Source organism: Achromobacter xylosoxidans, assembly GCF_001457475.1.
GTDB classification, from domain to species: domain Bacteria; phylum Pseudomonadota; class Gammaproteobacteria; order Burkholderiales; family Burkholderiaceae_B; genus Achromobacter; species Achromobacter xylosoxidans.
On record NZ_LN831029.1, the window covers coordinates 2,714,924 to 2,740,027 of the forward strand.

Sequence of the window (25,104 nt, forward strand, 5' to 3'; positions counted from 1 at the left end):
AGGTTATTTGCTCGATTTGTTCATCGCCGCAAATTGTTGGGTCAGGTAGTTGGCGGTGGTCTGCATCTGCATGTAGAACTTGTCCAGCGCCACGAAACGCGTGCGCATCTGGTCGATTTCCGCGTCGCTGGCGGCCTTGGCGCGCTTTTGCTGGGCGTCCAGGTCGCTCATCGTCTTGGCCAGGCCGTCGGTGCGCGTCTTCAGCGAACCGGTGCTGCCCAGCACGTCCTTGAAGGCGGCTTCGAAGTTCTTGGCCAGGCCGTGTTCGCCGGTCAGCAGCTTGGTGACGTCGGCGGGGTTGCCGGTCAGCGCCTTGTCCAGCTTGGTCTGGTCAAGCTTGAGCTGGCGCGTCTGCGGGTCGGTGGTGATGCCCAGGTCGGCCAGCGAGCGGACGGTGCCTTCGCCCAGCACGGCCTGCAGCGCGTTGGTCACGGACGACTGGATCGAGCGCGTGGTGCCGTCGCCGGTCAGCGGCTGGTTGGTGGCGGCCTTTGCGTCGAAGGCCGTCAGGTTCTTGATGGTCGTCTGCAGCGCGTTGTAGGTCTTGACGAAGTCCTGGATGGCCTTGTTGGCGACCGACGTGTCGGATTCGAGCTTGAGCGTGATCGGCTTGCCGGCCTCGGTTTTCTCGGTCAGGTTCAGCGTGACGCCGTCGATGGCCTTGGACACGTTGTTCGAACCGCTCTTGACCGTGATGCCGTTGATGACCACTTCGGCGTCTTCGGCCTTGGTGTTGGCCATGCCGGTGGTGGTGGTGCCGTCGGCGGCGGTGCTGAAGGACAGGATGTCCTTGAGCGACTGGTCGCCGGTGACGGTGATGTTCTTGACCGAGGCCTGGACGCCGGTGTCCTTGGCCGTCAGCATCAGGTAGTTGTTGCCGTTGCCGTCGTTGATGACGGTGGCGCGCAGGCCGGACTTGTCGTCGGCGTTGATGGCCTTGACGATGCCGTTGAGCGAGGTGTCGCCCTTCAGGTCGATGGTGCGCTTGGTGCCGTCGGCCAGTTCGATCTCGAACGAGCCGGTGTCGCCGTGCTTGGCGGTGCGGTCGGCCACGGCGCCCGATTGCAGGCTCTGGGCACGGGCCAGGTTGTTCACGGTGATGGTGTACTGGCCCGCGACGGCGCCCTCGGCGGCCACGGTGGCCGTCAAGGCGTTACCGCCGGTCACGCTGCCCTTGATGGCAGCCATCGTCTCGGTCTTGCCCAGCACGCCGGCCGACTTCTGCAGGGCTTCCAGCGCGCTTTGCAACTGCGCGTAGGCGTCGATGCGGGTCTTGTAGCTTTCGGCGCGGGTGGTGTAGATCGAGAGCTTCTTATCCTCGGCGGTCTGCAGGTCGGACAGGATCTTTTCCAGGGGCAGACCGGAAACCGAACCGAGGTTAGTGATAGAGGCCATGTGAAATTCCTTCCTAGCGATGCGATTCTGTCAAAAATAGGGTGCCGGCGATTGGCCGGGTAAGGGCATAAGGCGGGCCTAATTCGATGCTTCCATCATCGATTGGCGCCAAAACGGGCACAGCAGAAAATATCGGGTGCCATATCAAGCCGTGGTTTTGATGCCGTTTCCTTGCATGTTGACGATCATTTTGGCGATCTTCAGTACGGCTTCACTCGGGATGGTGCGTATGACGTCCCCTGATTCGGCGTCAACCACGGACACCACCACCTGGTGCACGTCGGGGTCGACCTCGAACTGCAGCTGGGTGGACCAGGCCTTCATTTGCTCGTTGATTTCATCGAGCGCCTTTTCCAGGGGCAGCTTCTGGGAAGTCGACTGCTCCGACGTGGCGGTGTCGGCGCCGCCGCTCTGGCTGCTGGCGACCGGCGGCGCGACGGTGACCGACGGATCGACGGCGACCGGCACGGGCGCGACCGGCGTCGGCGCGAACGTAGCGGGGGCTAAGGGGGTTACGGCCATGATCACTCCAACGGCGATGTGGGCGTCTCGGAGGAACGCGCTGTTTTCAGGGAATTCTCAGCTACGATTACGGCAGTCCCGCAGGGAACTTTAGGCCCGGGCGCGGACGGATGTTTCATGTGCTAACAAGTTGGGATCGGGCAATGAGTGTCAAGACGGCGTTGCGAGTCATAGAAATCATCGAAACCTACGCCCGGGAGAAGCGCGCATTGCCCCTGTCGGAACTGGCCCGGCTGCTGGACGTGCCGGTATCCAGCTGCCTGGCGCTGATCCGCACCCTGACCGGGCTGGGCTATCTCTATGAAACCGGCCGCCGCCAGGGGTACTACCCGACCGGCCGCCTGCTGGCGATGGCGCAGCGCATCGCCCGCGCCGATCCGGTGCTGGACCGGGTCTACCCCAGCCTGGTCGAGCTGCGCGACGCGACCCGCGAAACCGTCGTGTTCGCCAAGCTGGCGCAGGACGGCCGGGTGGTCTACCTGGATGTGCTGGACTCGCCCCATACGATCCGATACGCGCCGGTTGCCGGCGAGTTCAAGGACGTACACGCCAATTCGCTGGGAAAAGCGCTCATGTCGCTGATGGACGAGCCGGCCCGCGACGCGCTCCTGGCGGCCACGCCGCTGACGCGCTACAACGAGCGCACGCTGGTCACCCGCGACGCGGTATTGCAGGACATCGACCGGTCGCGCCAGCGCGGCTGGTTCATGAACAGCGGCGAGTCGATTCCCGACGTCGGCGCCATCGCCTGGCCGGTGACGCTGTCGGGCGAGCACTACGCCATCTCGGTGGGCGGCCCGATCTACCGCATCGAGCCGTGCCAGGAGGAATACGCCCGCATTTTGCGTTCGGCCTGCACCGGGCTGGAACAGCAATCCTGAGCCCGGCCGTGGCCGGCCGGCGCGGACGGGCGCGGGTTCAATAGGACTTCGGCAGCCCCAGCACTTTTTCCGCGATGAAGCACATGATCAGCTGCGGGCTGACCGGCGCGATGCGCGGGATGAAGCTCTCGCGCAGCAGCCGTTCCACGTGGTATTCCTTGGCGTAGCCCATCCCGCCCAGCGTCATCACCGCCGTCTGGCAGGCGTTGTAGCCGGCCTCGGCCGCCAGGTACTTGGCGGCGTTGGCGGCCGGGCCGCAGGGCTGGCCGGCGTCGTACAGGCTGGCGGCCTTGAATACCATCAGGTCGGCGGCCTCCAACTGCATCCAGGCCTGCGCCAGGGGATGCTGGATGCCCTGGTTCTGGCCGATCGGCCGGCCGAACACCTTGCGCTCGCCGGCATAGCGCACCGCCCGCTCCAGGGCGGCGCGGCCGATGCCGACCGCCTCGGCGGCGATCAGGATGCGTTCCGGATTCAGGCCGTGCAGGATGTATTCGAAGCCGCGGCCTTCCTCGCCGATGCGGTCGGCGACCGGAATCCGCAGGCCGTCGATGAACAGCATGTTCGAGTCCACCGCCTTGCGGCCCATCTTCTCGATCTCGCGCACCTCGACCTTGGCCCGGTCCAGGTCCGTATAGAACAGCGACAGCCCCTGGGTGGGCTTGGCCACGTCCGCCAGCGGCGTGGTGCGCGCCAGCAGCAGCATCTTGTCGGCCACCTGGGCGGTCGAGATCCAGATCTTGCGGCCATGCACCACGTATTCGTCGCCCTGGCGTACGGCGCGGGTGCCGAGTTTGGTGGTGTCCAGGCCGGCATCGGGCTCGGTCACGGCGAAGCAGGCCTTCTCGCGGCCCGAGATCAGCGGCGGCAACCAGCGGGCGCGCTGCTCGTCATTGCCGAACACCACCACCGGGTTCAGGCCGAAGATGTTCATGTGCACGGCCGAGGCGCCGGTGAAGCCGGCGCCCGAGGCGGCAATGGTCTGCATCATCAGGGCGGCCTCGGTCATGCCCAGGCCGGCGCCGCCGTGCTCCTGCGGCATGGCGATGCCGAGCCAGCCGTCGCGCGCCAGGTCGGCGTGCAGCGGCTCGGGGAAACCGCCCTCGCGGTCGCGTTCCAGCCAGTAGTCGTCGGGATAGCGTTCGCAGATGCGCGACACGGCGTCGCGCAGGGCCAGTTGGTCGGGGGTGAATTCGAAGTCCATCAGTGGGTTCCGTCCTGGGTGATGCGATGGGAGAAGAGGGCGTCGATGGCCGCGTCGTCGTAGCCGGCCTCGGCCAGCACTTCGCGGCTGTGCTGGCCCAGCGTGGGCGCCGGGCGGCGGATGGCGGTCGGCGTGCCCTGGTAGCGGCCAAGGGGGGCGGGGGTGCGCAGGCGGCCTTCGGTGGGGTGGTCCTGCTGCTGCACGAAGCCGGTGGCCGCCAGGTGTTCGTCCCCCAGCAGGTCGTCGACCGTGTAGAGCTGCGAGGCGGGGATGTCGGCTTGCGCCAGGTCCCGCAGCCAGTCCTGGCTGGGACGGGCGCGGATCACGTCGGCGACGAAGGCGTAGACCTCGTCGATGTGCGCCGCGCGCGCGCCGTGGGTGTGGAAGCGCGGGTCCTGGCCGAGTTCGGGCTGGCCGATCAAGGCAAAGAAATTGCGCCAGTGCTTGTCGTTGTAGATCAGCAGGCAGATGTAGCCGTCGGCCGTGGCGTACGGGCGGCGGTGTGGCGCCAGCAGCCGCGCATAGCCGGTGGGCCCCAGCGGCGGCTCGAAGGTCGCGCCGCCCAGATGGTCGCCCAGCACCAGGTGGGCCATGCCTTCGAACATGGGGATTTCAACCTGTTGGCCCTGGCCGCTGGCGCGGGCGTGAATGACCGCCGAGACCAGGGCGATGCCCACGTGCAGGCCCACCGCGCGGTCCGCCAGCGTCAGCGGCGCATAGCGCGGCACGTCGCCGCTTTGCTGCGCGGACAGCGCGGCGATGCCGGTCTGGCCCTGGATCAGGTCGTCGTAGGCCGGGCGGCCGGCATAGGGGCCGGTCTCGCCGAAGCCGTAGGCGCCCAGGTAGACGATGCGCGGATTGCGCGCGGCCACCGCCTCGTACGACAGGCCCAGGCGCGCCATGGCCTGGGGGCGGATGTTGTAGAGCAGGGCGTCGCAGCTCTCGGCCAGCCGCAGGCAGGCCTCGCGGCCCTCGGGCGTCTTCAGGTCCAGTACCACCGACCGCTTGTTGCGGTTCAGGTGCAGGTACAGGTGCCCCATGCCCGGGTTGCGCATGGGGCCGACGGCGCGCATGTTGTCACCCGCCGGCGACTCCACCTTGATGACGTCCGCGCCCAGGTCGGCCAGCACCTGGGTGGCGTAGGGACCCATCACGACCGAGCTCAGGTCCAGGATGCGCACGCCGGCGAGGGGGCCGGCGGCCTGCGGGGGGGCTGCGTGGGGCATCGTCATTGCTGCTCGATCCCCGCGTCGCGGATCAGCTTGCCCCACAGGTCGCGCTGTTCGCTGACGAACTGCGCGAAGGCCTCGGGCGAACTGGAGAAGGCGTCAAAGCCCAGGCCGGCCAGGCGCTTGCGCACGTCGGGCTTGGCCACCACCTGCTTGATGGCGTCGTTGAGCCTGGCCACCACTTCGGGCGGCATGCCGGCCGGACCGAAGTAGCCGTTCCAGGAATTCAGGTCGAAATCCTGCACGCCCGACTCCGCCATGGACGGCAGGTCCGGCACGATGGCGCTGCGCTCGGCGGTGGACACCGCCAGCGCCCGCAACTGGCCCGACTGCACGAACGGCAGGCCGGATGCCAGGTCGGTGAACATGAAGTCGACCTGGCCCCCGACCACGTCGGTCAGGCCTTGCGGCGTGCCCTTGTAGGGCACGTGCAGGATGTCGATCCTGGCGCGGTTGGCCAGCGTGGCGCCGGCCACGATGCCGGTGCTGTTGCCGCTGGCGTAGGTGATGCGGCCCGGGTGCTGGCGCGCATCGGCCACCAGGTCGGCCACGGTCTTCCAGGGCCGCTTGGGGTTGACCACCAGGATGAAGGGCAGGTTGCCGCCGCGCGCGATGGGCGTGAAGTCCTTGACCGGGTCGTAGGGAATGTTCTTCATCAGCCAGGGCGCGGCCGAGTGCGAGGTGTTGGTGGTGACGAACAGCGTGTAGCCGTCCGGCTTGGCGCGCGCGACGTAGCTGGCGGCGATGGTGGCGTTGGCGCCGGGCTTGTTCTCAACCACGATCTGCTGTCCCAGGATGGTCGACAGCTCGGCGCCAAAGATGCGCCCGACGGCGTCGGTGCCCGAGCCGGCCGGGAACGGCACGATCAGCGTGATGGGTTTGTTCGGATAGTCCGCGGCATGGGCAGCGGGCAAGGCCAGCAGGCTGGCGCCGCCGAGCAGGGCGGCGCGCAACAGGCGGTGAAGTTGCATGGTTTGTCTCTCCAGATGGTGGGAAACCGGGCGCGGCTTCTGCGGCCGCTGCCCGGGGATGCCGGTGGCCCCGGCGCCTCAGGCGCCGGTTGCGGGCGCGGGAAAACCGCGGATGACGCGGTCGGGCGATTCTTCGTAGGGCGGTGTGTAGATCACCAGCAGCCGCGCCGGCTCGTCGCTGGTGACGGTGAACACATGCGGGATGTCCGGCGGGAAGTAGCAGCAATCGCCAGGCCCCATGTCGGCCCATTCGTCCTGGACCTGGGCGCGGGCCGTGCCGGAAAGCAGGTAACAGACCTGCTCGATGCCGGGGTGGGCGTGCGGCAGCGCCCCCTTGCCCTTGTCGATCACCCCCAGCAGCACCTCCACGCCGCGCGCGCCCACGGTGTCGGGACCGATCAGGCGGCGGTTCAGGGTGCCGGTGTGGTTGGCCGGGTGGTAGCCGGGCACGTCGGCTTCGCGGACCAGCCAGGCCGGGGTCTTCTGCTGCATCATGTTCCTTCCTTTTGAATTCTCATATGTGAATTTATTTTTACGTATGAGAAAAACATCGGCAAGCGGTTTTTCCCGGAGAACCCGTGCCGCGCCCTGGGGGATTAGGGAAAACACCGGTCACGCGCTGCTAAAATCACGGGCTGTCCACCTTTGCGATCCCGTCATGCCTTCTGCCCTCAAGCCTGCCGCCGGCGCCTCCCTGTCCGATTGGCTCCAGTACCTGGAATCCATCCACGCCGTCGCGATCGACATGGGCCTGGAGCGCGTGCGGGAAGTGGCGGCGCGCATGAACCTGGAACTGCCCGGCGTGAAGTTCGTGGTCGGCGGCACCAACGGCAAGGGCTCGACCTGCGCCATGCTCGAGGCCATCCTGCTGGCCGCGGGCTACAAGGTCGGCCTGTACACCTCGCCGCACCTCATCGATTTCAACGAACGCGCCCGCGTCAACGGCCAGATCGCCTCGGACGAGGCCCTGATCGAACAGTTCACCGCGGTCGAGGCCGCCCGCGGCGACACTTCGCTGACGTACTTCGAATTCACCACGCTGGCGATCCTGCGCCTGTTCTCGCAATCGCGGCTGGACGCCGTGGTGCTGGAAGTCGGCCTGGGCGGCCGCCTGGACGCGGTCAATATCGTCGACGCCGACTGTGCCGTCGTCACCAGCGTCGACCTGGACCACATCGACTATCTCGGCGACACGCGCGAGAAGATCGGCTTCGAGAAGGCCCATATCTACCGTCCCGGCCGGCCCGCCGTGTGCGCCGACCCGGTGCCGCCGCAATCGCTGCTGGACCATGTCGAGCAGATCGGCGCCGACCTGTGGCTGTTCGGCCGCGACTACAACTATTCGGGCGATCGCCAGCAATGGGCCTATGGCGGGCGCGAACAGCGCCGCAGCGCGCTGGCCTATCCGGCGCTGCGTGGCGCCAACCAGCTGCTGAACGCGTCGGCCGCGCTGGCCGCGCTGGAATCGGTGCGCGACCGCCTGCCGGTGCCGCAGCAGGCGGTGCGCCAGGGGCTGCTGCAGGCCTCGTTGCCGGGCCGGTTCCAGATCCTGCCGGGCCAGCCCACCGTGATCCTGGACGTCGCCCACAACCCCCACGCCGCCGCCGTGCTGGCCCAGAACCTGGACAACATGGGTTTCCATCCCTACACCTATGCGGTGTTCGGCATGCTCAACGACAAGGACCTGGCCGGTGTGCTGGCCAAGCTCGGCACCCGGGTCGACCACTGGTTCTGCGCCGGCTTGCCGGGGCCGCGCGGCGGCACGGGCGAACGCCTGGCCGAACAGGTGGCTGCCGCGCTGCCGGCGGCGCCCGCCGGGGCCGAGGCGCCGGGTGTCTCGGCCTACGCGGATCCCGCCCAGGCCTTCGCCGCGGCGCGCGAACGGGCGGGCGAGAATGATAGAATCGTGGTGTTCGGATCATTTCTCACCGTGGCCTCGGTTTTGCAGTCTCTGGGTCGCAAGGCGTAGGTAGAAGCGGCATAGCAAAACCGGGTGCAGCGTCGTGGCGGTCCGCCGCCATACCCGCCCCGCCGCAAGGCGCCGCAAGGAATTCTCTCCCATGGGTTTTTTCAAACGCAAAGATCCTGCCGACCAGGCGCAGCCCTCCAAGCGAGCGGCGGTGCCCAGCGAGGTCCAGGCGGCGGAGTTGCGCGGGCGCGCCCGGCGCCGGCTGGCCGGCGCCATCGCGCTGGTGCTGGCCGCCGTCATCATCCTGCCCATGGTGCTGGACTCGCAGCCGGTGCCCGTTGCCGACAACATTCCCATCAAGGTACCGGAGCGCAACACACCGTTCCAGCCGCAAGTGAGCGAACCGCAGGCCACCGCGCCCGCCGCCACGCCGGCCCCGGGCGCCGCGCCCACCGATCCGGCCGCCGTCCAGACGCCGCCGCCGGTCACCTCGGCGCAGCCGCAGGCCACCACGCCGCCCGCCACTGCCACCCCGCCGGCCGCGACGCCGCCCGCGGCCACGCCGCCGCAGGTCGCCGCCACCACGCCGCCGCGCACGCAGCCGGCCACGCCGCCCAAGCCGGAACCCAAGCCCGAGCCCAAGCCGGCCACGCCCAAGCCCGAGACCCGTTCGGATGACGGCGCCCGCGCCCTGGCGCTGCTGGAAGGCCGCTCGGCGCCCGCCGCCACGCCGGCCCCCAAGCCGCAGGCCGCCAAGGGCAATTTCGTGCTGCAGATCGCGGCCTACACCACGTCCGAGGACGCCCAGTCGCGGCGCAGCAAGCTGCACCAGGCCGGGGTGACCAACGCATTCGTCGAGCAGGCTTCCATCGGAGGCAAGCAGCAGTACCGTCTGCGGGTGGGGCCGTTCCCCTCGCGCGAGGCGGCGCAGGCGGCCCAGGCGCGGTTGCGCACCCTGGGCTATGACAACGGTTTCATTGCCGCCCAGTAGTGACCGGCTTCGACTTCGTCGTGCTGGCCATCCTGGTGGTATCGGGTGTGCTGGGCCTGGTGCGCGGCCTGCTCAAGGAAGTGCTGTCGCTGGTCGCGTATCTGCTGGCCTTCGTGGCCGCGATCTGGTGGGGGCCCACGGTCTATACCTGGCTGGAGCCCTATATCGAAACAACGCTGCTGCGCATGGGTGTCTCGTACGCGGTGGTCTTCATTATCGTGCTGCTCGGCGTGGGGTTGGTCAACATGACGCTTGCCGCCTTGATCCGCAGCACCGGACTGAGCCCGGCCGATCACGGCCTGGGCGGCATGTTCGGGCTGGCCCGGGGTCTGCTGATCGTGCTGGCGCTGGTCGCCGCCGCCGGCTACACGCCGCTGCCGCAGGAGCCGTGGTGGCAGGACGCCATGTTTTCGCATTCGGCCATCGAGGCCATCAAACATATCAAGACGTGGCTGCCGCCATCCCTGGCGACGTGGCTGCCGTATTGATTGGCTTTACATCAACCAGGAAATCTCACCATGTGTGGAATCGTAGGGGTCATCGGGCGCGGGCCGGTCAACCAGCTGCTCTATGACAGCTTGCTGCTGTTGCAGCATCGCGGGCAGGACGCCGCGGGCATCGCGACGTCGCAAGGCAACCAGTTCAATATGTACAAGGCGCATGGCCTGGTGCGCGACGTATTCCGCACGCGCAACATGCGCGCCTTGCCGGGTACCTCGGGCGTGGGCCAGGTGCGCTATCCCACCGCCGGCTCCAGCGCCAGCGAGGAAGAGGCCCAGCCGTTCTACGTCAACGCGCCGTTCGGCATCATGTTCGCCCACAACGGCAACCTGACCAACTGGCGCGAGCTGCGTGAGTCGCTCTACCGCGTCGACCGCCGCCACATCAATACCAATTCCGACTCGGAAGTGCTGCTGAACGTGCTGGCCCACGAGCTGCAGTCGGCCGCCAGCGGCGTCTCGCTCGACGACGACGCGATGTTCCGCGCCGTCGCCGCCGTGCACAAGCGCGTGCGCGGCGCCTACGCGGTGGTGGCGCAGATTTCGGGCTACGGCCTGCTGGCGTTCCGCGATCCCAACGGCATCCGGCCGCTGTGCATCGGCCGCCAGGAAACCGACGAAGGCGTCGAGTGGATGGTGGCGTCGGAATCGGTGGCGCTGGAAGGCAGCGGCTTCGCCTTCGTGCGCGACGTCGAGCCGGGCGAAGCGGTTTTCGTCGACCTGGACGGCCGCTTCGTCAGCCGCCAGTGCGCCGACAATCCGCAGCTGGTGCCCTGCATTTTCGAATACGTCTACTTCGCCCGCCCCGATTCGCTGATCGACGGCGTGTCGGTGTACGACGCGCGCCTGCGCATGGGTGAATACCTGGCCGACAAAGTCGCGCGCAACATGCGCCTGGGCGACATCGACGTGGTCATGCCGATTCCCGATTCCTCGCGCCCGGCCGCCATGCAGCTGGCCGCGCGCCTGAATCTGGACTACCGCGAAGGCCTGATCAAGAACCGCTACGTCGGCCGCACCTTCATCATGCCCGGCCAGGCCGTGCGCCGTAAATCGGTGCGCCAGAAGCTCAACGCCATCGGCATGGAGTTCAAGGGCAAGAACGTGCTGCTGGTGGACGACTCCATCGTGCGCGGCACCACCAGCCGCGAGATCGTCGACATGGCGCGCGCCGCCGGCGCCAACAAGGTGTACTTCGCCTCGGCCGCGCCTCCGGTGCGCTTCCCCAACGTGTACGGCATCGACATGCCGACGCAGAGCGAACTGATCGCCACCGGCCGCAGCGACGAGGAGATCGCCCGCGCGATCGGCGCCGACAGCCTGGTCTACCAGGACCTGCACGACATGCAGCAGGCGGTGCGCGACCTCAATCCGAAGCTGTCGCGCTTCGAGGCGTCGTGCTTCGATGGCGAGTACATCACCGGCGACATCACCGCGGAATACCTGGCGCGCCTGGGCCAGTCGCGCGCGGAGTCGGGCGACGGCGAAGGCGCCAGCGGCCTGCAATTCAACATGGGCTACGCCGCCAACGACGCCTGAAGTCGACGCGCCCCATGCAAAAGCCGCTCCCTGGGGAGCGGCTTTTTTTTTGTCCGTCGGCTCGCGCGGATGGGAGCTTTACCACAGGCTCTCGCCGGTGGCCTCCAGGTGGGTCAGGTAGAGCCGCAGGTCGAATTCATACTGGTGATATTGCGGCTCCATCAACCGGCACAGGTTGTAGAAGGCCTTGTTGTGGTCCTTTTCCTTCAGGTGCGCCAGTTCGTGGACCGTGATCATCTTCAGGAATTCCCGCGGCACCGCCTTGAACAGCGTGGCGACGCGGATCTCGTGCTTGGCCTTGAGCTTGCCGCCCTGGACCCGCGAGATGAAGGTGTGCTGGCCCAGCGCGTGCTGGATCACGTGGATCTTGCTGTCGAAGGCAATCTTGCTGAGCGGCGCGCCGTTGCGGATATAGGTGTTCTTCAGGTCCACCACGTAGTCGTACAGCGCCTTGTCGGTGCGCACGTCGTGCGCGCCGGCGGGATAGCGGGCGCGCAGCGCCGGCCCGAGCTTGCCCTGGTCGAGCAGCGCGCGGGCCTGCGCCAGCAGCGATTCCGGATAACCGGTCAGGTATTTCATGATGTCAGGCATGGATCGAGGCCCGCCCGCGCGGGCCTGGCCATTTTCCGTTGCCGTCCGTGGCGCGCAGGCGTCTGGCGTGGGGGCCGTCCAACGGCGGGGGCGCGGCTCAGGCGGCGCGGCCGCGGCCAAAGGCGGCGGGCAGGGCCATGAACAGCAGGATCACGAACAGCGCCAGGCTCCACAGGGCGTACTCGATGCCCAGCACCGGCACCACCGCGTCCATGCAGGTGGCGTAGATGCCGAACAGCCACGGCACGCCGCCGTCCAGGCCGATGCCGGTCATGAAGCGGTCGGCGAAGGTCTGGTCGCACGACAGCATCTTGGCGGCCACGGTGTATTGGTACCAGGCCGCGGCGATGCCGCTGATCGACAGCAGGGCGGCCAGGGACGCGCAAACGCGCGTCAGCGCGCGGCCGCCGCCGAAACCACCGACCAGGGCGATGACGCCGATCACCAGGTAGATCAGGCGCTGCAGCACGCACCAGGCGCAAGGCGGCATGTCAAAGGCATACTGGGAAACCAGGGCGATGCCGACGGCGCCGAAGCAGAAGAGGGCGATCAGGCGGAGCAGGCGTTCTGAGCGAGAAGTCATGGTTGTTGCAAGATAAGGGTTCGCAGGGGCGTGGCCCCCGGGGATGGCCAGTCCGGCCGCCAGGCGTTAGGCCTTGGGAATCGGAATTGGTTGCATGACCTGCTGCAACACGCCGAGCAGCAGTTCGCGCGAGCCTTCCCAGAAGATCTGCACGCCCAGGCACAGCATGATGAAGGCGGACATGCGCATGAACACGGCGGTGCCATTATCGCCCAGCCGATGCAGCATCTGCGCGGCAAAGCGCAGGCAGACGTACAAAGTCAGCGAAACGACCACGATGCCGGGGATCGAGCCGCCCAGCCGCAGCAGGCTCAGCACGTGGTTCTGGTCGCGCAGCGACACGCCCACGGTGATGGCCGCCGCGATCGAGCCGGGGCCGCAGCTGATGGGGAACGTGAGCGGGTAGAAGGCCCGCGTCTTGGCCATTTCCGGGGTGAACGATTCGGCCATGCGGGCGACCCGCTCGGTGTCGGCGTCGGGGGAGTTGACCAGCCGCCAGGCGCTGGCGATGACCAGCATGCCGCCGCCCACGCGCACGATCGACAGCGAGATGCCGAAAAAGCTCAGCAGCACGTTGCCCGCCACCATCGCCACGATCAGCATCAGTCCGACATTGATGGCGACGCGCTTGGCCAGCACCGTGCGGGTCGACGACGAGGCGCCTTCGGTCAGCGACAGGAAGATGGGGGCGATCGCGGGCGGATTCAGGAACGGCAACAGCGTGGCCAGCGCGAAGAAGAAGCTGGTCCCCAGTACCCGCAAGTATTCGTTTAGCTCCATCGCACCGTATCGCCAGGCCGAAAACCGGATTGTATGCGGTCGGCGGCCGTCTGGCGACGGCCCGCGGGCGAGCCTCAGGCGGCCTGTTGCCGGGCCTCGTCGCCGGCCAGCGCGTCCAGGATGTCGCGCTCGAACTGCATCTGGCTGCGCGGGCGCGCCAGCGCCGCGCCGTCGACGATGAAAACGTCTTCGACCCGGTCGCCCAGCGTCATGATCTTGGCCATCAGCAGGTTGACTTCGTGCTGGGCGAAGACCCGCGCCAGGGCGTGCAACAGGCCGGGACGGTCGGTCGCCGTGACCGACAGCCGCCAGGAGGTGCTGCGCTCGTCGGGTTGCAGTTCCGCCTGCGGCATGATGGGAAACACGCGCGACATGCGCGACTGGCGCCCGCGGCCGTAGTAGCCGCCGCGCCCCGTGGTGGCCTGGGCGGCGGCCTGGATGTCCTTGAGCCGCTCGGCCAGTTCGTGTTCGACCAGCGTGGCCTGGGCGCGCAGGTCGCTGGCGCCCTCGGGCAGCAGCACGATGAAGCTGTCCAGCGCCCAGCCGTGGCGCGTGGTGTGGATGCGGGCGTCCTGCACCGATAGCGACTTGGCGTCGAAATACCCGCAGATCGCCACGAACAGGTCCGGCACGTCGCGCGTATAGACCATGATCTGCAGGCCTTCGCCCTGCTCGGTGGGGCGGGCCCGCACCACCGCATGGGCCGGCGTCACCTGGTGATATAGATGGCGCGTGTGCCAGGCGATGTCGGAAGCGTCGTGGCGCAGGAAATACGCCACGTCGAGCTGGTTCCAGAAGGCTTCGCGGGCGTCGTCGCGCAGGCCGGCCAGGCGCGTCAGGCGCGCGGCCTCTTCCTTGCGCTCGGTCAGCACCGTGTGGGCGTCGGCATGGGCGCCGCCCAGCGCGGCCAGGGTCAGCTTGTACAGGTCCTCGAGCAGCTTGCCCTTCCAGGCGTTCCAGACCTTGGGGCTGGTGCCGCGGATATCGGCCACCGTCAGCAGGTAGAGCGCCGTCAGGTGGCGTTCGTCCTTGACCGTGGCGGCAAATTCCTGGATCACGGCCGGGTCGGACAGGTCGCGCTTCTGCGCCACGGCCGACATCAGCAGGTGTTGGCGCACCAGGAATTCCACCAGCCTGGTGTCCTCGGGTTCCATGCCGTGGTCGTGGGCGAACTTGCGCACCTCGCGCGCGCCCAGCTCGGAATGGTCGCCGCCGCGGCCCTTGGCAATGTCGTGGAACAGCGCCGCCACATACAGCAGCCAATGGCGGTCCAGGCCGGCGATCAACTGGCTGGCCAGCGGATATTCCTGGGCATGCTCGGGCATGGTGAAGCGGCGCAGGTTGCGCACCACCGCCAGCGTGTGCTGGTCCACCGTGTAGGCGTGGAACAGGTCGTGCTGCATCTGGCCGACGATGCGTCGGAACACCGGCAGGTAGCGCGGCAGGATGTTCAGCATGGTCATGCGGCGCAGTTCATGCACGATGCCGCGCGGCTGCTGCAGGATCTGCAGGAACAGCTTGCGGTTGACCGGATTGCGGCGGAACTGCGCGTCGATGCGATGGCGCGAATGCCAGATGGCGCGCAGCGTGCGCGCCGACATGCCGGTCAGCTCGGGGTGCTGCTGCATCACCAGGAAGGCGCGCAGCAGCAGCGTGGGATTGCGCTCGAAACCATCGTCGCGAATGATGTCGAGGCGGTCGCGCAGGTTGCGGAAATCGTCGTCGATGTCGCGCGCGTCGCTGTCCGGGCGCGGGAACAGGCGTTCCTCGATGTTCTGCACCAGGATGCCGTTCAACTGGGTCACCAGGCGCGCGGCCCAGTAGTAGCGCTGCATCAGCAGCTCGCTGCCGCGGCGCGTGGCGGTGGCGTGGATGCCGTAGACCTCGGCCAGGGCCGGTTGCAGGTCGAACAGCACGCGGTCCTCGCGCCGGTTGGCCAGCAGGTGCAGCTCGATGCGCAGGCGCTTGAAGGCCTGTTCCGCCTTGCGCAGGTCGCGTGCCTCGGACGGCGTCAACAGGCCGGCCTGCGCCACCGCGCGCCAGTTCTCGCCAAAACCGGCCGCGCGCGCCATCCACAGGATCACTTGCAGGTCGCGCAGGCCGCCGGGCGATTCCTTGCAGTTGGGTTCGAGCGCGTAGGGCGTGTCCTGGTAGCGCGCGTGGCGCTGCTGCATCTCGACGCGCTTGGCGCGGAAGAAGGCGCGCGCATCCAGTCGCGACTGGGTGGCGGCTTCGAACTTCTTCATCAGCGCGCGGCTGCCCGCCAGCCAGCGCGATTCGAGCAGCGCGGTCTCGACCGTGATGTCGGCGTCGGCCTCGCGTTCGCAGTCCTCGATGGTGCGCACGCTATGGCCGGGTTCCAGGCCCAGGTCCCAGAGCGCGGCGACCAGGCGCTCGATGGCGGACTCGTCTTCGGCGGTGGGCGCGTGCGGCAGCAGGATCAGCAGGTCGACGTCCGAATGCGGGTACAGCTCGCCGCGGCCGTAGCCGCCGACCGCCGCCAGCGTGGCGCCGGCCGGCAGGGGGGTGTGCTTGACCAGGTCGCGCAGCGCCGCGTCGACGATGCGGCGCAGGTCGCCCAGCAGGGTGTCGGGGCGCTCGTGTTCGCGGAACTGGGCCACCGCGGCCCGCCGGGATTCCTGAATGCGTTCGCGCAGGGTGCTGAGGATATCGGCGGTCATGGTGGCGGACTGGCCGGGGTCAGACGGCGGGAATGACGATCGGTTCGGTGATGAAGGCGGGCGGCTTGGGCATGCCGGGCGACAGGGTCAGGACCTCGTAGCCGGTGTCGGTGACGCAGACAGCATGCTCCCATTGCGCCGACAGGCTATGGTCGCGCGTCACGACCGTCCAGCCGTCGGACAACTGGCGGATCTCGCGGCGGCCGGCGTTGATCATGGGCTCGATGGTGAACAACATACCCGTCACCAATTCCACGCCGGTGCCCGGCTTGCCATAATGCAGCACCTGCGGGTCTTCATGGAAGCGCTGGCCGATGCCGTGGCCGCAGAATTCGCGCACCACCGAGAAGCCGTTGGCCTCGGCGTGCTTCTGGATGGCGTTGCCGACGTCGCCCAATGTGGCCCCGTTTTTGACCTGCTGGATGCCTTTCCACATGCACTCGAAGGTGATGTCGGTCAGGCGGCGCGACAGGATCGACTGCTCGCCCACGGCGTACATGCGGCTGGTGTCGCCGAACCAGCCGTCCTTGATGATGGTGACGTCGATATTGAGGGAGTCCCCGTTTTTCAGCGCCTTGTCGCCCGGGATGCCGTGGCACACCTGGTGATTGACCGAGGTGCAGATGGCGCCGGGGAAGGGCGGGTAGCCGGGCGGGGCGTAGCCCACCGTGGCGGACTTCACCTTGAGCTCGTCGGTCAGGTATTCCAGGCAGAGGCGGTCCAGTTCCCCGGTGGTGACGCCAGGCTTGACGTAGGGAGTGATGAAATCGAGGACTTTGGCGGCGTCCTGGCAGGCCGCGCGCATTTTGGCCAGGTCGGCCGGATTGGTAATGGTGCCCATGGAATGACTGACGGATCTCGCTTGAATGTCTGCTTGAAAGAATAGTAGAATTATAGGCTTCCCTAAAATTTTGGGGAGCAATCTGGGTAGCGGCAAGCGCCGATCCCGGCGGGTGGGGATGGAATCATCCAGGCCACCTGGTTGGTTGTTCGACCCTGCATGTTGGGTCGCACCGCATCTTGTGAGATCGGTGGCGGGTCCTGGAGTTTCATCGCAAGCGAAGGTTGTGGTGGGAATTCGGGCCAGTCGCGAGGTTCCGGGGCGAGGCGGCGCGGCAGGCGGGCGAGGGCGGCGGGCCGGGAAGGTTGGGCGTGTACATCCCTCAGGCTGGGGCGCTGCGTGCTCGCAAGCCCGGTCATGTTTTCGAGCAGCGATGCAGGTTCGATGTGGCTGCCGGTTTAAGTTCTTGGAAAACCCGGGTTTTGAAACCCTGTTTTCCTGAAGAAATGCCTCCGGCGACTGATGCGCGTGATGATTGAAACCAGGGTTGAAAGATCCTGGTTGAAAACCAGGACGCGAAGGAACTGGATTTCGCTGCCAACAAAACAGGTCCGGGTGCGCTGGAAGAAACTGCCAGGGATTTCCTGGCGGGTCGGACGGCGCGATGCGTGCAGGCGGGGCAAGGCGCTTCGTCGTGGCGGCCGTCTGGGTTTATCGCGGCAGCGTGGCAGCAAGGCGCGCGGGGCACATGCCCGGCACGTCGGAGTAGTGCGGCAGTGATCGGCCGGCCCGGTTAAAATTCTGTTCATCCCGCAGGTGCGGGAAATCGCGCGCAACACCACCCAGGGTGTCAGCCACAGGCTGATGCAGGTGCGGCGCAAGAAATCAACCCTTGGAGAAAGTTATGTCTTTGATGCGCGAAATGCTGGAAGCGGGTGTCCACTTCGGTCACCAGACCCGCTACTGGAACCCCAAGATGGCCCCCTTCATCTTCGGCCATCGCAACAAGATTCACATCATCAACCTGGAAAAGACGGTTGATAAGTACCAGGAAGCCACCAAGTTCGTGAAGCAGCTGGCTGCTCGCGGTGGCAACATCCTGTTCGTCGGCACCAAGCGCGCCGCCCGCGAGCTGGTCGCCGCCGAAGCCGCCCGTTGCGGCATGCCTTTCGTCGACGCCCGCTGGCTCGGCGGCATGCTGACCAACTTCAAGACGGTCAAGACCTCGGTCAAGCGCCTGAAGGACATGGAAGCCGTGGTCGCCGAAGGCGGCGCCGAGCGCATGATCAAGAAGGAAGGCCTGCTGTTCCAGCGCGAACTGGAAAAGCTGAACAAGTCGATCGGCGGCATCAAGGACATGAACGGCCTGCCCGATGCCATGTTCGTGATCGACGTCGGCTACCACAAGATCGCCATCGCCGAAGCCAAGACCCTGGGCATCCCCGTGGTCGCCGTGGTTGACACCAACCACTCGCCCGAAGGCATCGACTACGTGATCCCCGGCAACGACGACTCGGCCAAGGCCATCGCGCTGTACGCCAAGGGCATCGCCGACGCCGTGCTGGAAGGCCGCGAACAGAACCTGAACGGTCTGGTCGAGGAAATCGGTGAAGGCCAGGAAGAGTTCGTCGAAGTGCAGGACAACCAGGCCTAAAGCCTGCTGTCATGTCCGGCGGTTAGTGTCTGGGGGCGGTCGCGGAAAGCGGCGTGCCCCCGCCTCGCCGGCAGTGCGAAGGCGGACTCCCGCCTTCCTCATCCGCTGCTTGCGGACGTCTCATCGAATCACACCAATGCCCCGGCCCGCCGGGGCATGTCTTAGCAAAATTTGGAGCTAACATGGCTGAAATTACCGCCGCCCTGGTCAAGGAACTGCGCGAAAAGACCGATGCGCCCATGATGGAGTGCAAGAAGGCCCTGACGGAAGCCGAAGGCGACCTGGCCCGCGCCGAGGAAATCCTGCGCGTCAAGCTGGGCAACAAGGCCAGCAAGGCTGCCGCCCGCGTCACCGCCGAAGGCCTGATCGGCCTGTTCATCTCGGCCGACGCCAAGCAAGGCGCCGTCATCGAAGTGAACTGCGAAACCGACTTCGTGGCCAAGAACGACGACTTCGTCGCCTTCGTCAACAAGCTGGCCGAGCTGGTCGCCACCCAGAACCCCGCCGACGTGGCCGCCCTGTCGGCGCTGCCCTACGGCGACGGCACCATCGAATCGACCCGTACCGCCCTGATCGGCAAGATCGGCGAAAACATCTCGATCCGCCGCTTCGAGCGCATCCAGACCCCGAACGCCCTGGCCAGCTACGTGCACGGCGGCAAGATCGGCGTGCTGGTGGAATACGCCGGCGCCGAGGAAGTGGGCAAGGACCTGGCGATGCACATCGCCGCGACCAAGCCGAAGGCCCTGAACGCCGACGGCGTGAACCCGGCCGACATCGCCGCCGAACGCTCGGTCGCCGAGCAGAAGGCCGCCGAATCGGGCAAGCCGGCTGAAATCGTCGCCAAGATGGTCGAAGGCTCGGTGCAGAAGTTCCTGAAGGAAGTGACGCTGCTGTCGCAACCGTTCGTCAAGGACGACAAGAACACCGTCGAACAGATGCTCAAGGCCAAGGGCGCCTCGATCAGCAAGTTCGTGCTGTTCGTCGTCGGCGAAGGTATCGAGAAGAAGACCAGCGACTTCGCCGCTGAGGTTGCCGCCGCCGCCGCCGGCCGCGCCTGATCTCAGGGTAGTCCTTACAGGCCGGCGCTAGATATTTTCTAGTCCGGCCTATTTCTTGTCTTAAACTTTCGTCGGATTGTTCTTCGGGATATCACCTATGAGCAGCAGATCATACAAACGGGTTCTTCTCAAACTTTCCGGCGAGGCGCTGATGGGCGACGATGCATTCGGCATCAATCGCTCCACCATCGTCCGCATGACCGATGAGATCGCCGAAGTCGCCGCCACCGGCGTCGAGCTGGCCATCGTCATCGGCGGTGGCAACATCTTCCGTGGTGTCGCGCCCGGTGCGCAGGGCATGGACCGCGCCACCGCCGACTACATGGGCATGATGGCCACCATCATGAACGCCCTTGCCCTGCAGGACGCGCTCAAGCACAAGGGTATCGACACCCGCGTGCAATCGGCCCTGAACATCGACCAGGTCGTCGAACCGTACATTCGCCCCAAGGCCCTGCGCTACCTCGAAGAAGGCAAGGTCGTCATCTTCGCCGCGGGTACAGGCAACCCCTTCTTCACGACCGACACCGCCGCCGCCCTGCGTGGCGCCGAGATCGGCGCGGAGATCGTGCTGAAGGCCACCAAGGTCGACGGCATCTACAGCGCGGATCCCAACAAGGATCCTTCCGCCACGCGCTATGCGCGCATCAGCTTCGACGAGGCCATCGTCCGTCGCCTGGAAGTGATGGACGCCACGGCGTTCGCCCTGTGCCGCGACCAGAAGCTGCCGATCAAGGTGTTTTCGATCAATAAGTCGGGCGCGCTCAAGCGCGTCGTCAGCGGCGAAGACGAAGGCACGTTGGTACACGTTTAAAGAAAAGGAAAATCCATGAGCGTCGCAGAAATCCGCAAATCCGCCGAAGCCAGGATGGCCAAGTCGCTTGACACGCTCAAGACCAACCTGGCCAAGATCCGCACGGGCCGCGCCCACACCGGCATCCTGGACCACGTGCAGGTCGAGTACTACGGTTCGCCCGTGCCGATCAGCCAGGTCGGCAACGTGAACCTGATCGACGCGCGCACCATCAGCGTCCAGCCCTACGAAAAGAGCATGGCCGCCGCGATCGAGAAGGCCATCCGCGAATCGGACCTGGGCCTGAACCCGATGTCCATGGGCGACAGCATCCGCGTGCCGATGCCGGCCCTGACCGAAGAGCGCCGCCGCGACCTGACCAAGGTCGTGCGCAGCGAGGGCGAGGACGCCAAGGTGGCCGTGCGCAACCTGCGCCGCGAAGCCAACGAAGGGCTGAAGAAGCTGGTCAAGGACAAGGAAATCTCCGAGGACGACGAGCGTCGCGCGCAGGATGATGTCCAGAAGCTGACGGACCGCAGCGTGGCCGACATCGACAAGATGGTCACGCAAAAAGAAGCGGAAATCATGACCGTATAATCCTTGCAGTGCCGGGCAGGGGCGGCTAGCCACGCCCGGCGCCAGGATTGCTGCCTTCGCGCGCCGTCCCATCCATTGCCTCGCAGCTCGCTGGCGCAGCAGTGGATCGACGGCGCGGATTTTTCCCGTATTCCCTGTTTTACGCCGGTCGACGGCGCTCCCCAGACCCATGGCAACCAGTTCTACCCAGGCGGTTCCCGCTACCCGCGATATCCCGGAGCACGTGGCCATCATCATGGATGGCAACGGTCGCTGGGCGACGCGGCGATTGCTGCCGCGCACGGCGGGCCATGCCAAGGGCGTGCAGGCGGTGCGGCGCGTGGTCGAGGCCTGCGGTCGCGCCGGGGTGCGTTACCTGACGCTGTTCGCCTTCAGTTCCGAGAACTGGCGCCGGCCCGCCGAGGAAGTGTCGCTGCTGATGCGCCTGTTCGTGCAGGCGCTGGAGCGCGAGGTCGGCAAGCTGGAAGAGCAGGGGGTGCGGTTGCACGTCATCGGCGACCTGTCGGCCTTCGAGCCGCGCCTGCAGGAACTGATCTTCGCGGCCCAGGCCCGCACCGCCCACAATGACCGCCTGCACCTGACGGTGGCTGCCAACTACGGTGGCCGCTGGGACATCCTGCAGGCCACCCGCGCCATGCTGGCGGCCGAGCCGGCCCTGGCGACGCAGCCCCAGCTGGTCGACGAAGAGCGGCTGGCGCGGCACCTGTCCATGTCCTGGGCCCCCGAGCCCGATCTGTTCATCCGCACCGGCGGCGAGCAGCGCATTTCCAATTTCCTGATCTGGCAGATGGCGTACGCCGAGTTCTATTTCACCGACCGCTACTGGCCCGACTTTGGCGCCGACGAGTTGCGCGAGGCATTCGACTGGTACCGCACGCGCGAGCGCCGCTTCGGCCGCACCAGCGCACAGCTCGCCGCAAGCGGCGACAAATAACGGCTTGCCGCCAGCCGCGCGGCGCGCGGCGGCCCTGAGCCGACCTCGAGGAGACCGTCACATGTTGGGTCAGCGTATCGTTACCGCCGTCATCCTGCTCGCCATCCTGGCGGCGGCGATGATGAGTGCCAATCCCTGGTGGTTCGTGGCGCTGCTCGCGCTGGCCGCGGCCTGCGCCAATTGGGAGTGGCTGCGCCTGACGTTGCCGCAGCCGCCGTCGCCGCTGATCGCCGCCGGTATCCCGGTCCTGTTGTTCGCGGCCATGCTGGCACTGACGTCGGCCTGGCTCTCGGGCGGACGCGAAGGCGTCACCGACCCCGCCTGGGTCCTGCGCTACGCGGCGCCGCTGGTTGCCGCGGTATGGCTGCTGGGCGCCACCGCCGCGGTGATGCGCGGCCGTTCCGACGCGGCGCCGGCCAGCCTGGCCTGGTCGCTGTTTTCCGTGCCGGCCGCCTTCACGGCCTGGGCGGTGCTGGCGCAGATGTTCATGACCCATGGCGCCGGCTTCGTGGTGTCGCTGCTGGCGCTGGTCTGGGTGGCCGACATCGCCGCTTATTTTGCCGGCCGCGCGTTCGGCAAGCGTAAACTGGCGCCGCGGGTCAGCCCCGGCAAGACAGTGGCGGGCGCGGTGGCCGGCGTATTGGGCGCGGTGATCTGGATCGGCCTGTCCAGTCTTTGGGACGGCACCTATGGCCATGCCCTGGTCGCGCGCTGGAGCTTCTGGCTGGCCCTGCCGATCGCCGCCTTGCTGGGGGTGCTGTCGATCATCGGCGACCTGTTCGAGTCCCTGCTCAAGCGCCGCGCCGGCCGCAAGGATTCCAGCGCGCTGCTGCCCGGCCATGGCGGGGTCTATGACCGGATCGACGCGATCCTCCCGGTTGCGCCGCTCGCATTCATTTTGTCTGGAGTGTTGTTTTGACGGCTTTTCAACGCGTCGTGGTGCTGGGGTCGACCGGTTCGATCGGCGAAAGCACGCTGGATGTCATCGCCCGCCACCCGGATCGCCTGGCGGTGTACGCGCTGTCCGCCTACAGCCGCATGCAGCGGCTGGCCGAACAGGCGCTGGCCAGTCGTGCGGCGGTGGTGGTGGTGCCGGATACCGAGGCGCGTGCCAGGTTCATGGCGGCCTGGCCCGCCGGTGAAACCCCGCCGGAAATCCGCGTGGGCGCGCAAGCGCTGGCCGACACGGCCGCGGATCCGCAGTGTGATTCGGTGATGGCGGCGATCGTCGGCGCCGCCGGCCTGCCGGCCGCGTTGGCGGCCGCCCGCAAGGGCAAGCGCGTGTTGCTGGCCAATAAAGAAGCGCTGGTGGCGGCGGGCTCGCTGTTCATGCAGGCAATACGCGACAACGGCGCCGAATTGCTGCCGATCGACAGCGAACATAACGCCATTTTCCAATGCATGCCGCACGGCGGACGCGCCGGCGCGCCCGATGCCCCCGCGCCGGGCGTGCGCCGCCTGCTGCTGACCGCGTCCGGCGGTCCGTTCCGTGGCCGTGACCTGGCGGACCTGCATGAGGTCACGCCGGCGCAGGCCTGCGCCCATCCCAACTGGAGCATGGGCCGCAAGATCTCGGTCGATTCCGCCACCATGCTGAACAAGGGACTGGAAGTGATCGAGGCGCACTGGCTGTTCGCCATGCCGCCGGACCGTATCGAGGTCGTGGTGCATCCACAGAGCGTGGTGCACTCGATGGTCGAATACGACGACGGGTCGGTCCTGGCGCAGCTGGGCCAGCCTGACATGCGCACGCCGATTGCCTACGGGTTGGGTTTTCCCGAACGCCTGAACAGCGGCGTGGGGCCGCTGGACCTGACGCGCCTGGGGCGGCTGGATTTCGAAAAACCGGACCTGGCGCGGTTCCCGTGCCTGGCTCTGTCGTTCGAGGCGCTGCGGGCCGGGCAGGCCGCCTGCATTGCGCTGAACGCGGCCAACGAAGTGGCGGTGGAGGCGTTCCTGGGAGGGCGGCTGGCCTACACCTGGATTGCGCGCGTCATCGAAGCGACCCTGGAGTGGCAGGGGGGGCAATCATCTGTTACGCTCAACAGTCTTGACGATGTGCTGGCGCTGGATGCCGCCGCGCGCGTTTACGCCGGCAACCTTGGCCTGGCGTGACGCTGAGCGGATGACTGCGGCGTCCCACGTCGTCCCTGATTCCTGGATTTCCTGACCCCGATGCTTTTCACCCTGCTGGCCTTTGCCGTCGCGCTTGGCTCCCTGATCATTTTCCATGAGTTGGGGCATTACTGGGTGGCGCGCCTTTGCGGCGTGAAGGTGCTGAGGTTTTCGGTGGGCTTTGGCAAGGTCGTCCTGCGCCGCACCGACCGTCACGGCACCGAATGGGCCCTGTCGGCCCTGCCGCTGGGCGGCTACGTCAAGATGCAGGACGATGCCCCGGCGGGCGCCACCGCCGAACAAGCCGCGGGCGCCTTCAACAACAAGCCGGTCGGCAAGCGTATCGCCATCGTGGCGGCCGGTCCGATTTTCAATCTCATCCTCGCGGTCTTCCTTTATGCCGGCCTGAACATGGCGGGCACCGAGGAGCCGGTGGCCGTGATCGCGCCGCCCGCGGCCGATACGCCCGCCGCGCGCGCCGGCCTGGTCGCTGGCGATCGCATCCTGGCCATCGATGGCCAGGAAGTGGCGTCGTGGTCCGATGCCCGCTGGCGCCTGATGGACGTGATGGCCACGGGCGGCCGCGCGCTGGTCGAGGTCGGCACGCCGGGCGGCTCCGCGCAGCAGCGCGAGCTGATCCTGCCGGCCAATGCCATGGATCCGGCTGGCGGCGATCCGCTGGCGGCCGCCGGCATCCGCCTGGCCCAGCCCAAGCCCGCCGTGCGTGTCGTCAACGACGGCGGCGAAGGGCAGGCGGCCGGCCTGCGCCAGGGCGACCTGATCCTGGCCGTCGACGGCCAGCCCACCCCCGACACCGGCGCGCTGGTCAAGCAGATCCAGGAAAGCGCCGGCAAGCCCCTGGCCCTGACCCTGGCGCGCGACGGCGCCCAGATCTCGATCAACGTCACGCCGCGCGCCGAAACGGTCAACGGCCAGGTCATCGGTCGGCTCGGCGTCCAGCTGGGCGGCGACGTGCCCATGGTGACCGTGCGCTACGGGGTGTTCGACAGCCTCTGGCGCGGGGCGGTCCGTACCTGGGACACGGCACTGTTTTCGTTGCGCATGATGGGCCGGATGGTGACGGGCGACGTTTCCTGGCGCAATGTCAGCGGTCCGGTGACCATCGCCGATTACGCCGGCCAGACGGCCCGGATCGGTATTGTTGCGTACATCGCCTATATCGCGTTGATCAGTATCAGCCTGGGCGTACTAAATTTGCTGCCCATTCCTATGCTGGACGGGGGGCATCTGCTGTACTATCTCGTCGAAATTGTGCGGGGCAGTCCACCGCCCGCACGGTGGATCGATATCGGACAGCGCGCAGGCATTGGTTTATTGGCAAGCCTGATGGGGCTTGCGCTGTTCAATGATTTCACGCGCCTGTTTACTTAAG

The 25,104-nt window shown here is 67.0% G+C and carries 24 protein-coding genes; 13 read left to right on the forward strand and 11 right to left on the reverse strand.

Going from position 1 to position 25,104, the window contains the following annotated elements; all coding sequences use genetic code 11:
• Positions 1 to 3 precede the first annotated feature (3 nt).
• A complete protein-coding gene (gene fliD / locus AT699_RS12230) occupies positions 4 to 1,395 on the reverse strand; it encodes a flagellar filament capping protein FliD (protein WP_024068641.1) in 1,392 nt (463 codons plus the stop codon).
• A 144-nt stretch (positions 1,396 to 1,539) separates the two neighbouring features.
• On the reverse strand, positions 1,540 to 1,917 hold the full coding sequence (locus tag AT699_RS12235) for a flagellar protein FlaG (protein WP_006385215.1): 378 nt from the start codon (positions 1,915 to 1,917) through the stop codon (positions 1,540 to 1,542).
• 143 nt (positions 1,918 to 2,060) lie between these two features.
• Here AT699_RS12235 and AT699_RS12240 point away from each other — a divergent pair, with 143 nt between their 5' ends.
• Positions 2,061 to 2,798 (forward strand): IclR family transcriptional regulator, encoded by a 738-nt coding sequence (locus tag AT699_RS12240; RefSeq protein WP_006385214.1) that lies wholly within the window; start codon positions 2,061 to 2,063, stop codon positions 2,796 to 2,798.
• A gap of 37 nt (positions 2,799 to 2,835) precedes the next feature.
• Here the strand turns inward: AT699_RS12240 and AT699_RS12245 are convergent, their stop codons facing one another.
• The 4 genes from AT699_RS12245 to AT699_RS12260 form a co-directional block, all read right to left on the reverse strand.
• A complete protein-coding gene (locus AT699_RS12245) occupies positions 2,836 to 4,002 on the reverse strand; it encodes an acyl-CoA dehydrogenase family protein (RefSeq protein WP_006385213.1) in 1,167 nt (388 codons plus the stop codon).
• Positions 4,002 to 5,228 (reverse strand): CaiB/BaiF CoA transferase family protein, encoded by a 1,227-nt coding sequence (locus tag AT699_RS12250; protein WP_373862806.1) that lies wholly within the window; start codon positions 5,226 to 5,228, stop codon positions 4,002 to 4,004. The genes AT699_RS12245 and AT699_RS12250 overlap by 1 nt, the downstream gene beginning before the upstream one ends.
• A gap of 2 nt (positions 5,229 to 5,230) precedes the next feature.
• The gene (locus AT699_RS12255; RefSeq protein WP_006385212.1) at positions 5,231 to 6,202 is read right to left on the reverse strand and encodes a Bug family tripartite tricarboxylate transporter substrate binding protein; all 972 of its coding nucleotides are present in this window, start codon (positions 6,200 to 6,202) and stop codon (positions 5,231 to 5,233) included.
• 78 nt (positions 6,203 to 6,280) lie between these two features.
• Positions 6,281 to 6,697, reverse strand: coding sequence for a cupin domain-containing protein (locus tag AT699_RS12260; RefSeq protein WP_035181776.1), 417 nt, complete (start codon positions 6,695 to 6,697; stop codon positions 6,281 to 6,283).
• 163 nt (positions 6,698 to 6,860) lie between these two features.
• Between AT699_RS12260 and folC the strand changes: the two genes are divergently transcribed.
• The 4 genes from folC to purF all read left to right on the forward strand — a co-directional run bounded on the left by folC (position 6,861) and on the right by purF (position 11,141).
• Positions 6,861 to 8,171 carry a bifunctional tetrahydrofolate synthase/dihydrofolate synthase gene (gene folC, locus AT699_RS12265; RefSeq protein ID WP_024068643.1) on the forward strand — a complete coding sequence of 437 codons (1,311 nt, stop codon included), beginning with the start codon at positions 6,861 to 6,863 and terminating at the stop codon, positions 8,169 to 8,171.
• Positions 8,172 to 8,262: 91 nt separating this feature from the next.
• On the forward strand, positions 8,263 to 9,102 hold the full coding sequence (locus AT699_RS12270) for an SPOR domain-containing protein (RefSeq protein WP_020927369.1): 840 nt from the start codon (positions 8,263 to 8,265) through the stop codon (positions 9,100 to 9,102).
• A complete protein-coding gene (locus tag AT699_RS12275; protein ID WP_006385208.1) occupies positions 9,102 to 9,590 on the forward strand; it encodes a CvpA family protein in 489 nt (162 codons plus the stop codon). Before AT699_RS12270 ends, AT699_RS12275 begins: the two co-directional genes overlap by 1 nt.
• Positions 9,591 to 9,620: 30 nt before the next feature.
• Positions 9,621 to 11,141, forward strand: a complete 1,521-nt coding sequence (purF, locus tag AT699_RS12280) for an amidophosphoribosyltransferase (RefSeq protein WP_006385207.1) — start codon at positions 9,621 to 9,623, stop codon at positions 11,139 to 11,141.
• A gap of 78 nt (positions 11,142 to 11,219) precedes the next feature.
• Here purF and AT699_RS12285 read toward each other — a convergent pair whose 3' ends face one another.
• The 5 genes from AT699_RS12285 to map all read right to left on the reverse strand — a co-directional run bounded on the left by AT699_RS12285 (position 11,220) and on the right by map (position 16,617).
• Positions 11,220 to 11,732, reverse strand: coding sequence for a M48 metallopeptidase family protein (locus tag AT699_RS12285; RefSeq protein ID WP_006385206.1), 513 nt, complete (start codon positions 11,730 to 11,732; stop codon positions 11,220 to 11,222).
• 97 nt (positions 11,733 to 11,829) lie between these two features.
• Positions 11,830 to 12,315, reverse strand: coding sequence for a disulfide bond formation protein B (locus AT699_RS12290; protein WP_006385205.1), 486 nt, complete (start codon positions 12,313 to 12,315; stop codon positions 11,830 to 11,832).
• Between the two features lie 66 nt (positions 12,316 to 12,381).
• Complete coding sequence (locus tag AT699_RS12295) at positions 12,382 to 13,095, reverse strand: MarC family protein (protein WP_006385204.1); 714 nt, start codon at positions 13,093 to 13,095, stop codon at positions 12,382 to 12,384.
• 74 nt (positions 13,096 to 13,169) lie between these two features.
• On the reverse strand, positions 13,170 to 15,776 hold the full coding sequence (locus AT699_RS12300) for a [protein-PII] uridylyltransferase (protein ID WP_006385203.1): 2,607 nt from the start codon (positions 15,774 to 15,776) through the stop codon (positions 13,170 to 13,172).
• A gap of 19 nt (positions 15,777 to 15,795) precedes the next feature.
• The gene (gene map / locus AT699_RS12305; RefSeq protein WP_006385202.1) at positions 15,796 to 16,617 is read right to left on the reverse strand and encodes a type I methionyl aminopeptidase; all 822 of its coding nucleotides are present in this window, start codon (positions 16,615 to 16,617) and stop codon (positions 15,796 to 15,798) included.
• Between the two features lie 844 nt (positions 16,618 to 17,461).
• On the opposite strand from map, the gene rpsB reads away from it, so the two are divergent.
• The 8 genes from rpsB to rseP all read left to right on the forward strand — a co-directional run bounded on the left by rpsB (position 17,462) and on the right by rseP (position 25,103).
• On the forward strand, positions 17,462 to 18,211 hold the full coding sequence (gene rpsB, locus AT699_RS12310) for a 30S ribosomal protein S2 (RefSeq protein WP_006385201.1): 750 nt from the start codon (positions 17,462 to 17,464) through the stop codon (positions 18,209 to 18,211).
• Positions 18,212 to 18,393: 182 nt separating this feature from the next.
• Positions 18,394 to 19,272 carry a translation elongation factor Ts gene (gene tsf / locus AT699_RS12315; protein ID WP_006385200.1) on the forward strand — a complete coding sequence of 293 codons (879 nt, stop codon included), beginning with the start codon at positions 18,394 to 18,396 and terminating at the stop codon, positions 19,270 to 19,272.
• 97 nt (positions 19,273 to 19,369) lie between these two features.
• Positions 19,370 to 20,086 (forward strand): UMP kinase, encoded by a 717-nt coding sequence (gene pyrH, locus AT699_RS12320; RefSeq protein ID WP_006385199.1) that lies wholly within the window; start codon positions 19,370 to 19,372, stop codon positions 20,084 to 20,086.
• Positions 20,087 to 20,101: 15 nt separating this feature from the next.
• Complete coding sequence (gene frr / locus AT699_RS12325; protein ID WP_006385198.1) at positions 20,102 to 20,662, forward strand: ribosome recycling factor; 561 nt, start codon at positions 20,102 to 20,104, stop codon at positions 20,660 to 20,662.
• 169 nt (positions 20,663 to 20,831) lie between these two features.
• A complete protein-coding gene (uppS, locus tag AT699_RS12330) occupies positions 20,832 to 21,596 on the forward strand; it encodes a polyprenyl diphosphate synthase (protein WP_026384626.1) in 765 nt (254 codons plus the stop codon).
• Positions 21,597 to 21,657: 61 nt separating this feature from the next.
• Positions 21,658 to 22,515 carry a phosphatidate cytidylyltransferase gene (locus tag AT699_RS12335; protein ID WP_020927371.1) on the forward strand — a complete coding sequence of 286 codons (858 nt, stop codon included), beginning with the start codon at positions 21,658 to 21,660 and terminating at the stop codon, positions 22,513 to 22,515.
• Positions 22,512 to 23,711 carry a 1-deoxy-D-xylulose-5-phosphate reductoisomerase gene (locus AT699_RS12340; protein ID WP_024068645.1) on the forward strand — a complete coding sequence of 400 codons (1,200 nt, stop codon included), beginning with the start codon at positions 22,512 to 22,514 and terminating at the stop codon, positions 23,709 to 23,711. Before AT699_RS12335 ends, AT699_RS12340 begins: the two co-directional genes overlap by 4 nt.
• A gap of 60 nt (positions 23,712 to 23,771) precedes the next feature.
• Positions 23,772 to 25,103 (forward strand): RIP metalloprotease RseP, encoded by a 1,332-nt coding sequence (gene rseP, locus AT699_RS12345; RefSeq protein ID WP_006385194.1) that lies wholly within the window; start codon positions 23,772 to 23,774, stop codon positions 25,101 to 25,103.
• Position 25,104: the final 1 nt, after the last annotated feature.